This window comes from Citrobacter freundii complex sp. 2025EL-00176 (assembly GCF_053309355.1).
In genome coordinates this window covers 71884-86494 of the sequence record NZ_JBRYHT010000017.1, presented here as the reverse complement: position 1 = coordinate 86494, position 14611 = coordinate 71884, and the positions used below count along the sequence as shown (strand labels likewise).

Genomic DNA, 14611 nt, shown 5'->3' with positions numbered 1-14611 from the left:
TAGTTCAGTTGGTTAGAATACCTGCCTGTCACGCAGGGGGTCGCGGGTTCGAGTCCCGTCCGTTCCGCCACTTATTAGAAAATTAAGCCTGCTACTAAGCAGGCTTAATGATAAAAAAATTTAGGGGCGTAGCTCAGTTGGTAGAGCACCGGTCTCCAAAACCGGGTGTCGCGAGTTCGAGTCTCTCCGCCCCTGCCAGAAACAATCCTTAGCATTCTTGCTAAGGATTTTTTTTTATCTGCAATTTGAGCTATGCCTTTCTGCTGTATTACTTCCGGCATCCTTGCCAGTGCTTTTAATCTTCCAGAATACTTGTTCTTAGCAGATCGCAAATAAGTGCATGTTTGTCGCTGTTTTGCAGCCAGACTGCGTATAAAGGACGTGACAGCGTTGTGCTGTCGGTAACCGTGTGTAGATCGCTTTTGGCTTTAGCCCAGTTAACCGGCAACCAACTAAAGCCCTTAAGGACAGAAAGTTGCTGCCTGGCCAGTTCTGCCGAACTGGTGGTGAGTACCGGCACTTCATCTCCCGCAATCAGTCCCGCTTCGTGTTGTTGAAAATCGGGTCCCCATTCCAGGCGTAGGTAATTCAGTTCATCTTTGGTTTGTGAAGGTGAACTGCAATAGAGCGCCAACGTGAAATATCCCAACAGTTGGCTGCTAAATTCGTCCATTTTGGGCGTTTCGGTAGTGATCAGCAGATCAAGCTGACGTTCATGTAGCTGCTTAACTAACGACTGCCGTTGAGCGATTCTCGCTTCAAACTGCAGACTGGTTTGTGGCTCCTGTGACTGATACAAACGCCTCAACCAGTCATTAAGCATACATTCCCAAAGGGATGCGCTGGCACCAATTGAAAACTCGTTATGCCGCGAGGTATTCGCGACCTCCTTGCGTGCTGCTTGCCACGTATTCATTAGTGTTTCAGCGTAAGGCAATAACTTCTCACCTGCCGCGGTTAAACGGATATTGTTTCTGTGTCGGGTGAACAGATTGACACCCAATTGATTTTCCAGTTGTCTGATCCGAAAACTAACCGCCGATTGGGTCAGATAGAGCGCTTCAGCAGCCCTGCCAAAGTGGCGTGTCCGGCTAACCTCCAGGAAAGTTTTTAACAATTCCGTATCCACAACTCGCTCCATAAAATTATTTGTCGTGATGATTTAAATCTTTTGTTTGACGCTCTGTCAAGCGTAACTAATACTCCGCGCCATAAATAGCTCGGCCAAAGAATTAGGAGCGTGCAGGATGGCGGAAAGCTTTACGACGACTAATCGATATTTCGACAATAAATATTATCCCCGCGGATTCTCCCGTCATGGTGATTTCACCATTAAAGAAGCACAACTGCTTGAGCGTCACGGTTATGCTTTCAACGAGCTGGATCTGGGCAAACGTGAGCCGGTAACGGAAGAAGAAAAACTGTTTGTTGCGGTATGCCGTGGTGAACGTGAACCGGTTACCGAAGCTGAACGCGTGTGGTCTAAATATATGACGCGTATTAAGCGTCCAAAACGTTTCCACACGCTGTCTGGTGGGAAACCTCAGGTGGAAGGTGCAGAAGACTACACCGAATCTGATGATTAATAAAAAAGGGCGAAAGCCCTTTTTTTATGTCAGTAGTTTCTGCAAATGAATGAGTAACCTGTCTATCGCCCTATACCCAACGGCTTCCTGCAAGTGCTGACGGGTAATGTGGTCACATTGCTCGAGATCCGCAATGGTTCGGGCGACCTTTATCAATCGCAGCCAGGCGCGGATAGACAATCCGAGATGCGCCAATGTCTCTTCAAGCCACTGCGCATCATCACTGCGAAGTCGGCAATATTCATGTATATCCTGACTGTCCAGATGCGCGTTTAACTTATTTTGCCGCCGATACTGACGCTCTTGTGCGGCGATAACGCGTTGCTTCACCGTGGCGCTATCTTCCCCTTTCATTGCACTCTGGCTGAGTATGCCGGGCGGAGGCAAAGGGATTTCGAGGGAGAGATCGAAACGGTCAAGAAACGGTCCTGATAATCGATTGAGGTAACGCAGCGTCTGCTCTGGGGTGCAGCGGTTATGGTTTCCCTGATAATGACCCGTTGGGCTTGGATTCATTGCAGCAATGAGTTGAAAGCGCGCAGGGTAGGTTATTTTAGCCCGAGTGCGGGATAAATGGATCTGCCCGGACTCGATAGGTTCACGCAGGGCATCCAACGTGCGCCGCTCAAACTCAGGTAATTCATCCAGAAATAGTATGCCGTTATGCGCCAAAGAGATCTCTCCCGGCGCAGGAATAGACCCACCACCTACCATGGCGGTTAATGAGGCACTGTGATGCGGTGAGCGAAAGGGGCGCTGCTTCCACTGTTTTTGTATCGTAGCGGAATTGACCTGGCTGAGTATCGCGGCACTTTCCAGTGCCTCATCGTTGCTAAGAGGCGGAAGCAGCCCTCTGAGGCGACTGGCCAACATGGTCTTTCCCGTCCCCGGAGGGCCGATAAGCAGCAGATTGTGACCGCCAGCTGCAGTGAGCTCCAGCCCGCGTTTGCCTTGTTCCTGACCGATGACATCGCTCAGATCATCGGCTAATGCTTCTGGCGTAAAGTCTGCAGATAAAGGTTTGTCTAAATCATGCTTCCCTTCGAGAAATGCGCATACGGATTGTAGGTGATCGGCAATCAGACACCCTTCACCATGTATCAGTCCGACTTCAGCGGCATTCTCTTTTGCGACAATAATTCTCCTGCCTGCGCGTATTGCTTCGGTTGCGCTTGAAATCGCTCCTGGAACGCCGCGTAGCGTGCCTGTAAGCGCTAATTCACCTACCAGCTCGTAGTTATCAAGATGATGGGCTGTAAGCTGCTCAGAAGCGGCCAGAAGCGCAACTGCGATAGGTAAATCATATCGCCCTCCTTCTTTGGGAAGATCGGCAGGAGCGAGGTTAATGGTTATCTTCTTCGCCGGGAATTCATAGCCGCTATTAATAATCGCACTGCGAACCCGATCGCGGGCCTCTTTCACCGTTGTTTCTGGCAATCCGACCATGGTTAAACCAGGCAGGCCATTGCTGATATGTACCTCAATGGTAATGGCTGGCGCATTCACGCCAAGCGCGGCGCGGGTGTGAACAATCGATAGTGACATAACCCCTCCTGATGAAGGCATTATGCGCAATGTATCGCGGCAAGATTTAACTTAATTGCGTATTTTAGGTGCTGATTCGCGTATTTTTTTGCAAATTAAATCTTTTGCATGAAAACAGGAATAAGCCTCGCAAACGTATTTGTGAGGTGTTGTCGCGGGGCGTGTGTGCTCAGGAATGGCCTGAAACGTGAAATATTTTCATTTTTAACTTTTCGTATAAAAAACAATGCTATTTATCAAAACCGTTACCGGAGTCAGAAAAACGAATAAAAAAAATTCTTGTGTCATTTGCAAATTCTATGGTAACTCTTTAGGTATTCCTTCGAACAAGATGCAAGAAAATATAAAAATGACAGCCCTTCTACGAGTGATTAGCCTGGTCGTGATTAGCGTGGTGGTGATTATTATCCCACCGTGCGGGGCTGCACTTGGACGAGGAAAGGCTTAGAAAACAAGCCTTAACGAACTAAGACCCCCGCACCGAAAGGTCCGGGGGTTTTTTTTGACCTTAAAAACATACACGAGGAGCAGAAAGTGAACGGTAGCATAAAATTCTGTTTCTCAAGATTTACGGCGGGGATGTAACTATGAATGGGGCACAGTGGGTGGTACATGCGTTGCGTGCACAAGGGGTTCAAACCGTCTTTGGTTATCCCGGTGGCGCAATTATGCCGGTTTATGATGCGTTATATGACGGCGGCGTAGAACACCTGTTGTGTCGACACGAGCAGGGCGCGGCGATGGCGGCGATTGGTTATGCCCGTGCTACGGGTAAAACCGGTGTTTGTATCGCCACGTCCGGCCCAGGCGCAACCAACCTGATCACCGGTCTTGCCGATGCATTGTTAGATTCTGTCCCCGTTGTGGCGATCACCGGCCAGGTTGCATCACCTTTCATCGGAACGGACGCGTTCCAGGAAGTGGACGTTCTCGGTATGTCTCTGTCTTGCACCAAGCACAGTTTCCTGGTGCAGTCCCTGGAAGAACTGCCGCGTATCATGGCAGAAGCGTTCGACGTGGCGAACTCTGGTCGTCCGGGCCCTGTTCTGGTCGATATCCCGAAAGATATCCAGTTAGCCAGCGGTACGCTGGAACCGTATTTCACAACCGTCGGAAACGTAGAGGCTTTCCCGCATGCTGACGTTGAGCAGGCGCGTAAAATGCTGGCTCAGGCGCAAAAGCCCATCCTGTACGTAGGTGGTGGCGTGGGTATGGCGCAGGCGGTCTCTGCCCTGCGTGAGTTTATTGCGCTTACCCAAATGCCAGTTGCCTGCACGCTGAAAGGCCTGGGCGCAGTAGACGCTGACTACCCGTACTATTTGGGCATGCTGGGAATGCACGGTACTAAAGCGGCGAATTTCGCGGTGCAAGAGAGTGATTTACTGATCGCAGTGGGCGCACGTTTTGATGACCGGGTAACCGGTAAGCTGAATACTTTCGCGCCTAACGCCAGCGTCATCCACATGGATATCGACCCGGCGGAAATGAACAAACTGCGTCAGGCACACGTCGCGTTGCAGGGCGATTTAAATTCACTGTTGCCGGCATTACAGCAACCGCTGAAGATCGACGCATGGCGTCAGTCCTGTGCAGAGCTGCGCGCAGAACATACCTGGCGCTACGATCATCCGGGTGACGCTATCTACGCGCCGCTGTTGTTAAAACAGCTGTCTGAACGCAAACCAGCAGATAGCGTAGTCACCACCGACGTCGGCCAGCATCAGATGTGGTCGGCGCAGCATATGACCTACACCCGACCAGAGAATTTCATCACCTCTAGCGGCCTGGGTACAATGGGCTTTGGCCTGCCAGCTGCCGTTGGCGCGCAGGTCGCTCGCCCGAACGATACGGTAATCTGTATCTCCGGTGACGGTTCTTTCATGATGAATGTACAAGAGCTGGGCACCGTAAAACGCAAGCAGTTGCCGCTGAAGATAGTCTTACTTGACAACCAGCGCTTAGGCATGGTGCGACAATGGCAGCAGCTGTTTTTCCAGGAACGTTATAGCGAAACCACCCTTACCGATAACCCCGATTTCCTCATGTTGGCCAGCGCCTTCGGCATACCTGGCCAGCACATCACCCGTAAAGACCAGGTTGAAGCGGCACTCGACACCATGCTCAACAGCGAGGGGCCATACCTGCTTCATGTCTCAATCGACGAACTTGAGAATGTCTGGCCTCTGGTGCCGCCTGGCGCCAGCAACTCAGAAATGCTGGAGAAATTATCATGATGCAACATCAGGTCGCCGTTGAGGCTCGTTTCAATCCGGAAACGTTAGAACGTGTTTTACGCGTGGTACGCCATCGTGGTTTTCAAGTGTGCTCCATGAATATGGCAGCCGCCAGCGATGCGCAGAATATAAATATCGAATTGACCGTTGCCAGCCCCCGGTCGGTCGACTTACTGTTTAGTCAGTTAAGTAAGCTGGTAGACGTTGCACATGTTGCTATCTGCCAGAGCACAACCACATCACAACAAATCCGCGCCTGAGCGCAAAAGGAAGAAAAATGACGACGAAAAAAGCTGATTACATTTGGTCTAATGGCGAGATGATTCGTTGGGAAGACGCGAAGGTCCACGTGATGTCCCACGCTCTGCACTACGGTACTTCTGTATTTGAAGGCATCCGTTGCTACGATTCTCACAAAGGGCCGGTGGTGTTCCGTCATCGTGAACATATGCAGCGTCTGCGTGATTCAGCCAAGATCTACCGTTTTCCAGTCTCTCAGAGCGTTGATGAACTGATGGAAGCCTGCCGCGAAGTAATCCGCAAAAACAACCTGACCAGCGCCTATATTCGTCCGCTGGTCTTTGTTGGCGATGTCGGGATGGGCGTTAACCCGCCAGCGGGTTACACCACTGATGTGATCATCGCCGCGTTCCCGTGGGGTGCATACCTCGGCGCAGAAGCGCTGGAACAGGGGATCGATGCGATGGTTTCTTCCTGGAACCGCGTTGCGCCTAACACCATCCCTACTGCTGCTAAAGCGGGCGGTAACTATTTGTCTTCGTTGCTGGTGGGTAGCGAAGCGCGTCGTCATGGTTATCAGGAAGGTATTGCGCTGGACGTGAATGGCTACATCTCCGAAGGCGCGGGTGAAAACCTGTTTGAAGTTAAAGATGGCATTCTGTTTACCCCGCCATTTACCTCTTCCGCACTGCCGGGTATCACCCGTGATGCCATCATTAAGCTGGCGAAAGATCTTGATATCGAAGTGCGTGAGCAGGTGCTGTCCCGTGAATCGCTGTACCTGGCCGACGAAGTGTTTATGTCCGGTACCGCAGCCGAAATCACGCCAGTACGCAGCGTCGATGGTATTCAAGTGGGCGAAGGCCGCTGCGGCCCGGTCACCAAACGCATCCAGCAGGCCTTCTTTGGCCTCTTCACCGGCGAGACGGAAGATAAATACGGCTGGTTGGATTCAGTAAACCAATAACAATATTAATATTTCCCCAAAATAATTCACGTTGCAGGAAGACGGCAACGCAGCAAGTCCCAGGAGCTTACTGTAGTAAGTGACTGGGGGGAGCGAGGCAGCCAATGCACCTGCGGCGTGAAGTATGCAGGGGAAAGACAGACGGGAGTTAATCAAGCATGCCTAAGTATCGTTCTGCCACCACCACCCACGGCCGCAATATGGCGGGCGCCCGCGCACTGTGGCGCGCCACCGGGATGACCGACGCCGACTTCGGCAAGCCGATTATCGCTGTGGTGAACTCTTTTACCCAGTTCGTGCCGGGTCACGTCCACCTGCGCGATCTCGGTAAGCTGGTTGCCGAACAAATCGAAGCCTCAGGCGGCGTGGCGAAAGAGTTCAACACCATCGCGGTGGATGACGGTATCGCTATGGGCCACGGGGGCATGCTTTATTCACTGCCGTCCCGCGAGCTGATCGCCGACTCCGTTGAGTACATGGTTAACGCTCACTGTGCCGACGCGATGGTCTGCATCTCCAACTGCGACAAAATCACCCCGGGGATGTTAATGGCCTCGCTGCGCCTGAATATTCCGGTGATCTTCGTCTCTGGCGGTCCGATGGAGGCCGGGAAAACCAAACTCTCTGACAAGATCATCAAGCTCGACCTGGTTGACGCGATGATTCAGGGGGCGGACCCGAAAGTCTCCGACTCGCAGAGCGAGCAGGTTGAACGTTCCGCCTGCCCAACCTGCGGCTCCTGCTCCGGGATGTTCACCGCCAACTCGATGAACTGTCTGACTGAAGCGCTGGGCCTGTCACAGCCGGGCAACGGCTCGCTGCTGGCGACCCACGCTGACCGTAAGGAGTTGTTCCTGACTGCCGGCCAGCGCATCGTTGAGCTGACCAAACGTTATTACGAGCAGGATGACGTTTCCGCGCTGCCGCGTAACATTGCCTGTAAAGAAGCCTTTGAGAACGCCATGACGCTGGACATCGCCATGGGCGGTTCCACCAATACCGTTCTGCACCTGCTGGCGGCGGCGCAGGAAGCGGAAATCGACTTCACCATGAGTGATATCGACAAGCTGTCCCGCAAGGTGCCGCAGCTGTGTAAAGTGGCGCCAAGCACCCAGAAATACCATATGGAAGACGTGCACCGCGCCGGCGGCGTATTAGGCATTCTCGGTGAGCTGGATCGCGCCGGGCTGCTGAACCGCAACGTGAAAAACGTCCTCGGTCTCTCCCTGCCACAGACGCTGGAGCAGTACGACATCACCGTCACCCAGGATGACGCGGTTAAAAAAATGTTCCGCGCCGGTCCGGCAGGCATCCGTACCACCCAGGCGTTCTCGCAGGACTGCCGCTGGGATACGCTGGATGACGATCGCGCCGAAGGCTGTATCCGCTCGCTGGAGCATGCTTACAGTAAAGACGGCGGCCTGGCGGTACTGTACGGCAACTTCGCGGAAAATGGCTGTATCGTAAAAACCGCAGGCGTCGACGACAGCATCCTCAAATTTACCGGCCCGGCGAAAGTCTACGAAAGCCAGGACGAGGCGGTTGAAGCGATCCTCGGCGGTAAAGTGGTGGAAGGCGACGTGGTAGTGATTCGCTACGAAGGGCCGAAAGGCGGGCCGGGAATGCAGGAAATGCTCTATCCAACCACCTTCCTGAAATCGATGGGCCTGGGCAAAGCCTGTGCGCTGATCACCGATGGTCGCTTCTCCGGCGGCACCTCCGGCCTGTCTATCGGCCACGTTTCCCCGGAAGCGGCGAGCGGCGGCAACATCGCGATCATCGAAGACGGCGACATGATTGCTATCGACATCCCGAATCGCGGTATTCAACTGCAACTGAGCGAGGCGGAAATCGCCGCCCGTCGTGAAGCGCAGGAAGCCCGCGGCGACCAGGCGTGGACGCCGAAGAACCGTGAGCGTCAGGTCTCCTTTGCCCTTCGCGCTTATGCCAGCCTGGCCACCAGTGCTGACAAAGGCGCGGTGCGCGATAAATCGAAACTGGGGGGTTAATGACCATGGCGGATTCACAACCCTTGTCCGGCTCCCCTGAGGGAGCAGAGTATCTCAGAGCGGTGCTGCGTGCGCCGGTCTACGAGGCGGCGCAGGTAACACCGCTACAAAAAATGGAAAAACTCTCTTCGCGCCTCGATAACGTGATTCTGGTGAAGCGCGAAGACCGACAGCCGGTGCACAGCTTCAAGCTGCGCGGGGCCTACGCGATGATGGCGGGCCTGACCGAAGAGCAAAAAGCACACGGCGTTATTACCGCATCGGCCGGTAATCATGCCCAGGGCGTGGCGTTCTCCTCTGCGCGTTTAGGTGTGAAGGCGCTGATTGTGATGCCAACGGCGACCGCGGATATCAAAGTCGATGCCGTTCGCGGCTTTGGCGGTGAAGTGCTGCTGCACGGCGCCAACTTTGATGAAGCCAAAGCTAAAGCGATTGAGCTTTCCCAGCAGCAAGGCTTTACCTGGGTGCCGCCGTTCGATCATCCAATGGTGATTGCCGGGCAGGGCACGCTGGCACTGGAATTGTTGCAGCAGGACGCACACCTTGACCGCGTTTTTGTGCCGGTGGGTGGTGGCGGATTAGCGGCGGGCGTGGCGGTGCTGATTAAACAGCTGATGCCGCAGATCAAAGTGATTGCTGTGGAAGCGGAAGATTCCGCCTGCCTGAAAGCGGCGCTGGATGCCGGCCATCCGGTGGAACTGCCGCGCGTCGGTCTCTTTGCTGAAGGCGTGGCGGTCAAACGCATCGGCGACGAAACTTTCCGTCTTTGTCAGGAATATCTCGACGACATCATCACCGTCGATAGCGATGCGATCTGCGCGGCAATGAAAGACCTGTTTGAGGACGTGCGTGCGGTGGCGGAGCCTTCCGGGGCGCTGGCGCTGGCGGGGATGAAAAAATACATCGCCCAGCACAATATTCGCGGCGAACGTCTGGCGCATGTGCTGTCCGGCGCTAACGTGAACTTCCACGGCCTGCGCTACGTTTCCGAACGCTGCGAGCTGGGGGAACAGCGTGAAGCGCTGCTGGCGGTGACGATCCCGGAAGAGAAGGGTAGTTTCCTGAAGTTCTGCCAGCTGCTGGGCGGGCGCTCGGTGACCGAGTTCAACTACCGCTTTGCCGACGCCAAAGATGCCTGCATTTTTGTCGGCGTGCGCCTGAGCCGCGGCGTTGAGGAGCGCAAGGAAATCCTTAGCCTACTCAAAGACGGCGGTTACAGCGTGGTGGATCTGTCAGACGATGAAATGGCCAAGCTGCATGTGCGCTATATGGTTGGCGGCCGCCCTTCTAAGCCGTTGCAAGAGCGCCTCTACAGCTTTGAGTTCCCGGAATCGCCGGGCGCGCTGCTGAAGTTCCTCTACACCCTGGGTACGCACTGGAATATTTCGCTATTCCATTACCGTAGCCACGGCACCGACTACGGCCGTGTACTGGCGGCGTTTGAGCTGGGCGAGAATGAACCGGACTTTGAAACCCGGCTGAATGAACTGGGCTATGAGTGCCACGACGAGACCCATAACCCGGCGTTCCGCTTCTTCCTCGCGGGCTAACGGCGGCCACAAAAAAAAGGGTTCATGTCTCCATGAACCCTTTTTTACATCTGAATCAGAGAATTACAGCGTGATCACTTCGAATTCGACTTCGGTGTTCACGTCCGCATCGTAATCCACACCGTCGAGGGCAAAACCGAACAGGTTCAGGAATTCCTGCTTATATCCTGCATAGTCAGTTTCTTGCGCCAGGTTTTCGGTGGTGATCAGCGGCCACAGGTCACGACATGCCTGCTGAATATCGTCACGCAGTTCCCAGTCATCCATACGGATGCGCTGATTGTCATCAAGCGCCACTTTATTGCCGTACAGGCTGGTGGTCATCAGACGGTTGATCTGCTCGATACAACCTTCGTGAATTCCCTGTTCTTTCATCAGCTTGAAGACCATGGAGATGTACAGCGGCATCACCGGAATAGCAGAAGATGCCTGCGTGATTACCGATTTCAGGACGGCAACGTTCGCGGAACCGTTGAGCGGTGCCAGCTGGTTACGCAGTTCACCCGCCGCGCGGTCGAGGTCTTCTTTCGCTTTGCCCAGCGCGCCATGCCAGTAGATTGGCCAGGTCAGGTCGGTACCGATGTAGGAGTAAGCCACGGTTTTCACGCCGTCAGCCAGCACGCCCGCTTCGCTCAGCGCACCCATCCACAGTTCCCAGTCTTCGCCGCCCATTACGGTAACGGTGTTCTGAACTTCTTCTTCGGTTGCTGGCTCAATGCTGGCGGTGATGATCTGATCTTTGTTGGTATCAATCGCTTTAGAGGTGTAAACCTCGCCGATCGGCTTCAGTGCAGAACGAACGATTTCGCCGGTTTTCGGCATTTTACGCACTGGGGACGCCAGTGAGTAAACCACTAAATCAATCTGACCCAGGTCTTCTTTGATCAGTTTGATAACTTCATCGCGGCACTCGTCGGAGAACGCGTCGCCGTTGATGCTTTTGGAGTACAGGCCTTCACGCTTAGCGGCTTCATCGAAGGCGGCAGAGTTATACCAGCCCGCGGAACCTGGTTTGGTTTCCGTGCCCGGTTTTTCGAAAAATACGCCGATAGTGGCGGCACCGCTGCCAAAGGCGGCGGAAATTCTGGATGCCAGGCCGTAACCGGTGGAAGCACCGATCACCAGCACGCGGGAAGGGCCGTTCTCAATTTTCCCGTTTTGCTTAACGTACTCGATCTGTTTTTCCACATTGACTTTGCAGCCAGTCGGATGGGTCGTTGTACAGATGAATCCACGAATTTTTGGTTTGATTATCATAATGATGGCTAATTAAGTTTGTATTTTCGCTGTCAAGTGCGCAATGACACCGTCTGTTCTGGCTTGCTTAACGACATGGTTAACAAGCCCCCCACATCTATTATGGCACGGGACATTATACAGAAAAGGAGTGCCAATACTGAATCTACCACTGATTTTAGGCCAGACGCTGGCGTTACTCGGCGATTTTGCGCTCCAGCACAATCTTCCAGAAGGCATCGATCAGCGGCTCGTGCAGCCGCTTTTTCGGCGCGCAGACGCCCAGTTCAAACGGCGTTTTTTCGTCGCTACGCTCTAAAATCATCACGCGATTGCGCACCGGCTCGGGGCTGTTTTCCAGCACAACTTCCGGCAGCAGCGCCACGCCGCAGCCTAGCGCCACCATTGAGACCATCGCCTCATGGCCGCCGACGGTGGCGTAAATCTGCGGGTTGCTGATTTTGTGGCGACGGAACCACAGCTCAATGCGACGGCGTACCGGCCCCTGGTCGGCCATGATAAACGGCACGGTTGACCAGTCGGGCTTATCGACCGATACCTGATTACGCACCGGGCAGGGCAACGCCGGGGCGATCAGCACCACCGCCAGATTTTCCAGCATGGAAAACGCCACCGCGCCGGGCAGCGTTTCCGGCTTACCGGCAATCGCCAGATCGGCCTCGCCGGTGACCACTTTGTCCATCGCATCGGCGGCGTCCCCGGTGGTGAGCTTAATTTCCACCGACGGATGCTCGGCGCGGAAGCGGTCGAGGATCGGCGGCAAATGGCTATAAGCCGCTGTTACCGAACAGAAAATGTGTAGCTCACCAGAAAGTGATGGCCCCTGCTGATCGAGGGTGTGGCGCAACTGCTGATACTGCAACAACGTTTGCTGGGCAAATACCCGCAGTTCTTCCCCCGCTTCGGTCAGCGTGACCGTGCGGTTATCGCGCACAAATAGCGCCTGACCGAGGTCCTCTTCCAGTCGCTGGATCTGGCGGGAGAGCGTGGAGGGGCTGACGTGCATCGCCCGTGCGCTGCGGCCAAAGTGGCGGCTTTCCGCCAGATGCAGGAAGGTTTTCAGATCGCGTAAATCCACCGATTTCACCTCACGGCTTTACATTGCAGAAATTGCAACGTGACGTTGTGAATATATCAATTTCCGCAATAAATTTCCTGTTGTAATGTGGGTACATTCTCGCTGAAACGCGACCCGAACAATAAGACACACAACATCACGGAGTACACCATCATGGCTAACTACTTTAATACACTGAATCTGCGCCAGCAGTTGGCGCAGTTGGGTAAATGCCGCTTTATGGGCCGCGACGAATTCGCCGACGGCGCGAGCTACCTTCAGGGTAAAAAAGTGGTCATCGTCGGCTGTGGCGCTCAGGGTCTGAACCAGGGCCTGAACATGCGTGACTCCGGTCTGGATATTTCCTACGCCCTGCGTAAAGAAGCGATCGCTGAGAAGCGTGCTTCCTGGCGTAAAGCGACCGAAAACGGCTTCAAAGTAGGCACCTACGAAGAGCTGATCCCGCAGGCGGATCTGGTGGTTAACCTGACGCCGGACAAACAGCACTCTGACGTGGTGCGTTCCGTACAGCCGCTGATGAAAGACGGCGCGGCGCTGGGTTACTCCCACGGCTTCAACATCGTGGAAGTGGGCGAGCAGATCCGTAAAGACATCACCGTGGTGATGGTGGCGCCGAAGTGTCCGGGTACCGAAGTACGTGAAGAGTACAAACGTGGTTTCGGCGTACCGACCCTGATCGCGGTTCACCCGGAAAACGATCCGAAAGGCGAAGGTATGGCGATTGCTAAAGCCTGGGCTGCCGCTACTGGCGGCCACCGTGCGGGCGTGCTGGAATCGTCCTTCGTAGCGGAAGTGAAATCTGACCTGATGGGCGAGCAGACCATCCTGTGCGGCATGCTGCAGGCCGGTTCTCTGCTGTGCTTCGACAAGCTGGTGGCAGAAGGTACCGACCCGGCATACGCCGAAAAACTGATTCAGTTCGGCTGGGAAACCATCACCGAAGCGCTGAAGCAGGGCGGTATCACCCTGATGATGGATCGTCTGTCCAACCCGGCGAAACTGCGCGCTTACGCGCTGTCTGAACAGCTGAAAGAGATCATGGCGCCGCTGTTCCAGAAACATATGGATGACATCATCTCCGGTGAATTCTCTTCCGGCATGATGGCGGATTGGGCCAACGACGATAAGAAACTGCTGACCTGGCGTGAAGAGACCGGTAAAACCGCGTTCGAAACCGCACCGCAGTTTGAAGGTAAAATCGGCGAGCAGGAGTACTTCGATAAAGGCGTACTGATGATCGCAATGGTGAAAGCGGGCGTTGAGCTGGCGTTCGAAACCATGGTCGATTCCGGCATTATCGAAGAGTCCGCTTACTACGAATCACTGCACGAGCTGCCGCTGATCGCCAACACCATCGCCCGTAAGCGCCTGTACGAAATGAACGTGGTTATCTCCGATACCGCAGAATACGGTAACTACCTGTTCTCTTACGCTTGCGTACCGCTGCTGAAAGAGTTCATGACTACGCTGCAGACCGGCGACCTGGGCAAAGCGATTGCCGAAGGCGCGGTAGACAACGCGCAGCTGCGCGACGTGAACGACGCCATTCGCGGTCATGCTATCGAGAAAGTGGGCCAGAAACTGCGTGGCTATATGACTGATATGAAACGTATTGCAGTAGCTGGGTAATTCCTCGTCGTCTTTCGACTTACCGATGCGTTGGCTTCGCTCGTTCACCCCAGTCACCCAGTCACATAGTTATCTATGCTCCTGGGGATGAACTCCCTTGCCGCCTTCCGGTAAGCCGAAATCCATAGAGGAATGTCATAGTTATAACATTTCGTAGGCCTGATAAGCGAAGCGTCATCAGGCAAAAAGCCCGGAGGTTTATACCCCGGGCTTTCTGTTAGTTACGATACAGCACCTTAATGATGTGGTAACCGAACTGGGTATGCAGCGGGCCGGTTGGCTCCAGCACCGGGCAAGAGAAGACCACTTTGTCGAACGCCGGCACCATCTGGCCCTGGCGGAATTCACCTAAATCACCACCGCGTTTGCCCGACGGGCAGATGGAGTGTTTCTTCGCCAGTTTGCCGAAGTCGGCGCCGTTTTTAATCTGCTCCAGGAGATCCAGTGCCAGTTTCTCTTCTTTTACAAGGATATGCACTGCTGCTGCTGTTTTTGCCATGATCGTGCCTTCAAAAG

13 protein-coding genes and 1 tRNA gene are annotated in these 14611 nt (G+C 54.3%); 9 read left to right on the top strand and 5 right to left on the bottom strand.

Translation table 11 applies throughout. From position 1 onward, the window contains the following. Positions 1-122: 122 nt before the first annotated feature. A tRNA-Trp gene (locus ACVXHP_RS21995) sits at positions 123-198 on the top strand. A gap of 97 nt (positions 199-295) precedes the next feature. Here the strand turns inward: ACVXHP_RS21995 and hdfR are convergent. After that, entirely contained in the window at positions 296-1141 is an 846-nt protein-coding gene (gene hdfR, locus ACVXHP_RS21990; RefSeq protein ID WP_087856748.1) for an HTH-type transcriptional regulator HdfR, read from the bottom strand. A 106-nt stretch (positions 1142-1247) separates the two neighbouring features. Here hdfR and maoP point away from each other — a divergent pair, with 106 nt between their 5' ends. Beyond that, positions 1248-1586: a macrodomain Ori organization protein MaoP gene (gene maoP, locus ACVXHP_RS21985; protein WP_003018025.1), complete on the top strand. Its 339-nt coding sequence runs from the start codon at positions 1248-1250 to the stop codon at positions 1584-1586. A 24-nt stretch (positions 1587-1610) separates the two neighbouring features. Here the strand turns inward: maoP and ACVXHP_RS21980 are convergent, their stop codons facing one another. Continuing rightward, positions 1611-3131, bottom strand: coding sequence for a YifB family Mg chelatase-like AAA ATPase (locus ACVXHP_RS21980; RefSeq protein WP_447572200.1), 1521 nt, complete (start codon positions 3129-3131; stop codon positions 1611-1613). Between the two features lie 349 nt (positions 3132-3480). Here ACVXHP_RS21980 and ilvL point away from each other — a divergent pair, with 349 nt between their 5' ends. The 6 genes from ilvL (at position 3481) to ilvA (ending at position 10131) form a co-directional block, all read left to right on the top strand. Then, positions 3481-3579 (top strand): ilv operon leader peptide, encoded by a 99-nt coding sequence (ilvL, locus tag ACVXHP_RS21975; RefSeq protein WP_001311244.1) that lies wholly within the window; start codon positions 3481-3483, stop codon positions 3577-3579. Between the two features lie 139 nt (positions 3580-3718). Next, positions 3719-5365, top strand: coding sequence for an acetolactate synthase 2 catalytic subunit (ilvG, locus tag ACVXHP_RS21970; protein ID WP_316130473.1), 1647 nt, complete (start codon positions 3719-3721; stop codon positions 5363-5365). Beyond that, positions 5362-5625: an acetolactate synthase 2 small subunit gene (gene ilvM, locus ACVXHP_RS21965; RefSeq protein ID WP_038634609.1), complete on the top strand. Its 264-nt coding sequence runs from the start codon at positions 5362-5364 to the stop codon at positions 5623-5625. The genes ilvG and ilvM overlap by 4 nt, the downstream gene beginning before the upstream one ends. A gap of 17 nt (positions 5626-5642) precedes the next feature. Beyond that, a complete protein-coding gene (locus ACVXHP_RS21960; RefSeq protein ID WP_003829030.1) occupies positions 5643-6572 on the top strand; it encodes a branched-chain amino acid transaminase in 930 nt (309 codons plus the stop codon). A 158-nt stretch (positions 6573-6730) separates the two neighbouring features. Next, a complete protein-coding gene (gene ilvD / locus ACVXHP_RS21955; protein WP_316130471.1) occupies positions 6731-8581 on the top strand; it encodes a dihydroxy-acid dehydratase in 1851 nt (616 codons plus the stop codon). A gap of 5 nt (positions 8582-8586) precedes the next feature. Continuing rightward, positions 8587-10131: a threonine ammonia-lyase, biosynthetic gene (gene ilvA, locus ACVXHP_RS21950; RefSeq protein ID WP_447572199.1), complete on the top strand. Its 1545-nt coding sequence runs from the start codon at positions 8587-8589 to the stop codon at positions 10129-10131. 63 nt (positions 10132-10194) lie between these two features. Here the strand turns inward: ilvA and fabV are convergent, their stop codons facing one another. Then, positions 10195-11388 (bottom strand): enoyl-ACP reductase FabV, encoded by a 1194-nt coding sequence (gene fabV, locus ACVXHP_RS21945; protein ID WP_447572198.1) that lies wholly within the window; start codon positions 11386-11388, stop codon positions 10195-10197. A 175-nt stretch (positions 11389-11563) separates the two neighbouring features. Further along, entirely contained in the window at positions 11564-12466 is a 903-nt protein-coding gene (ilvY, locus tag ACVXHP_RS21940) for an HTH-type transcriptional activator IlvY (RefSeq protein WP_038634600.1), read from the bottom strand. Positions 12467-12619: 153 nt separating this feature from the next. Between ilvY and ilvC the strand changes: the two genes are divergently transcribed. Beyond that, complete coding sequence (ilvC, locus tag ACVXHP_RS21935; protein WP_001726996.1) at positions 12620-14095, top strand: ketol-acid reductoisomerase; 1476 nt, start codon at positions 12620-12622, stop codon at positions 14093-14095. Positions 14096-14312: 217 nt separating this feature from the next. On the opposite strand, the gene ppiC is transcribed toward ilvC, so the two are convergent. Continuing rightward, complete coding sequence (gene ppiC / locus ACVXHP_RS21930; RefSeq protein ID WP_003017999.1) at positions 14313-14594, bottom strand: peptidylprolyl isomerase PpiC; 282 nt, start codon at positions 14592-14594, stop codon at positions 14313-14315. Between the last annotated feature and the right edge of the window lie 17 nt (positions 14595-14611).

Bases quoted from the DNA above. Each gene is read 5' to 3' on its own strand.
- ACVXHP_RS21980 (WP_447572200.1), bottom strand. From the start codon at position 3,131: ATGTCACTATCGATTGTTCACACCCGCGCCGCGCTTGGCGTGAATGCG.
- ilvM (WP_038634609.1), top strand. From the start codon at position 5,362: ATGATGCAACATCAGGTCGCCGTTGAGGCTCGTTTCAATCCGGAAACG.
- ilvG (WP_316130473.1), top strand. From the start codon at position 3,719: ATGAATGGGGCACAGTGGGTGGTACATGCGTTGCGTGCACAAGGGGTT.
- ilvL (WP_001311244.1), top strand. From the start codon at position 3,481: ATGACAGCCCTTCTACGAGTGATTAGCCTGGTCGTGATTAGCGTGGTG.
- hdfR (WP_087856748.1), bottom strand. From the start codon at position 1,141: ATGGAGCGAGTTGTGGATACGGAATTGTTAAAAACTTTCCTGGAGGTT.
- ilvA (WP_447572199.1), top strand. From the start codon at position 8,587: ATGGCGGATTCACAACCCTTGTCCGGCTCCCCTGAGGGAGCAGAGTAT.
- ppiC (WP_003017999.1), bottom strand. From the start codon at position 14,594: ATGGCAAAAACAGCAGCAGCAGTGCATATCCTTGTAAAAGAAGAGAAA.
- ilvC (WP_001726996.1), top strand. From the start codon at position 12,620: ATGGCTAACTACTTTAATACACTGAATCTGCGCCAGCAGTTGGCGCAG.
- ilvD (WP_316130471.1), top strand. From the start codon at position 6,731: ATGCCTAAGTATCGTTCTGCCACCACCACCCACGGCCGCAATATGGCG.
- fabV (WP_447572198.1), bottom strand. From the start codon at position 11,388: ATGATAATCAAACCAAAAATTCGTGGATTCATCTGTACAACGACCCAT.
- maoP (WP_003018025.1), top strand. From the start codon at position 1,248: ATGGCGGAAAGCTTTACGACGACTAATCGATATTTCGACAATAAATAT.
- ACVXHP_RS21960 (WP_003829030.1), top strand. From the start codon at position 5,643: ATGACGACGAAAAAAGCTGATTACATTTGGTCTAATGGCGAGATGATT.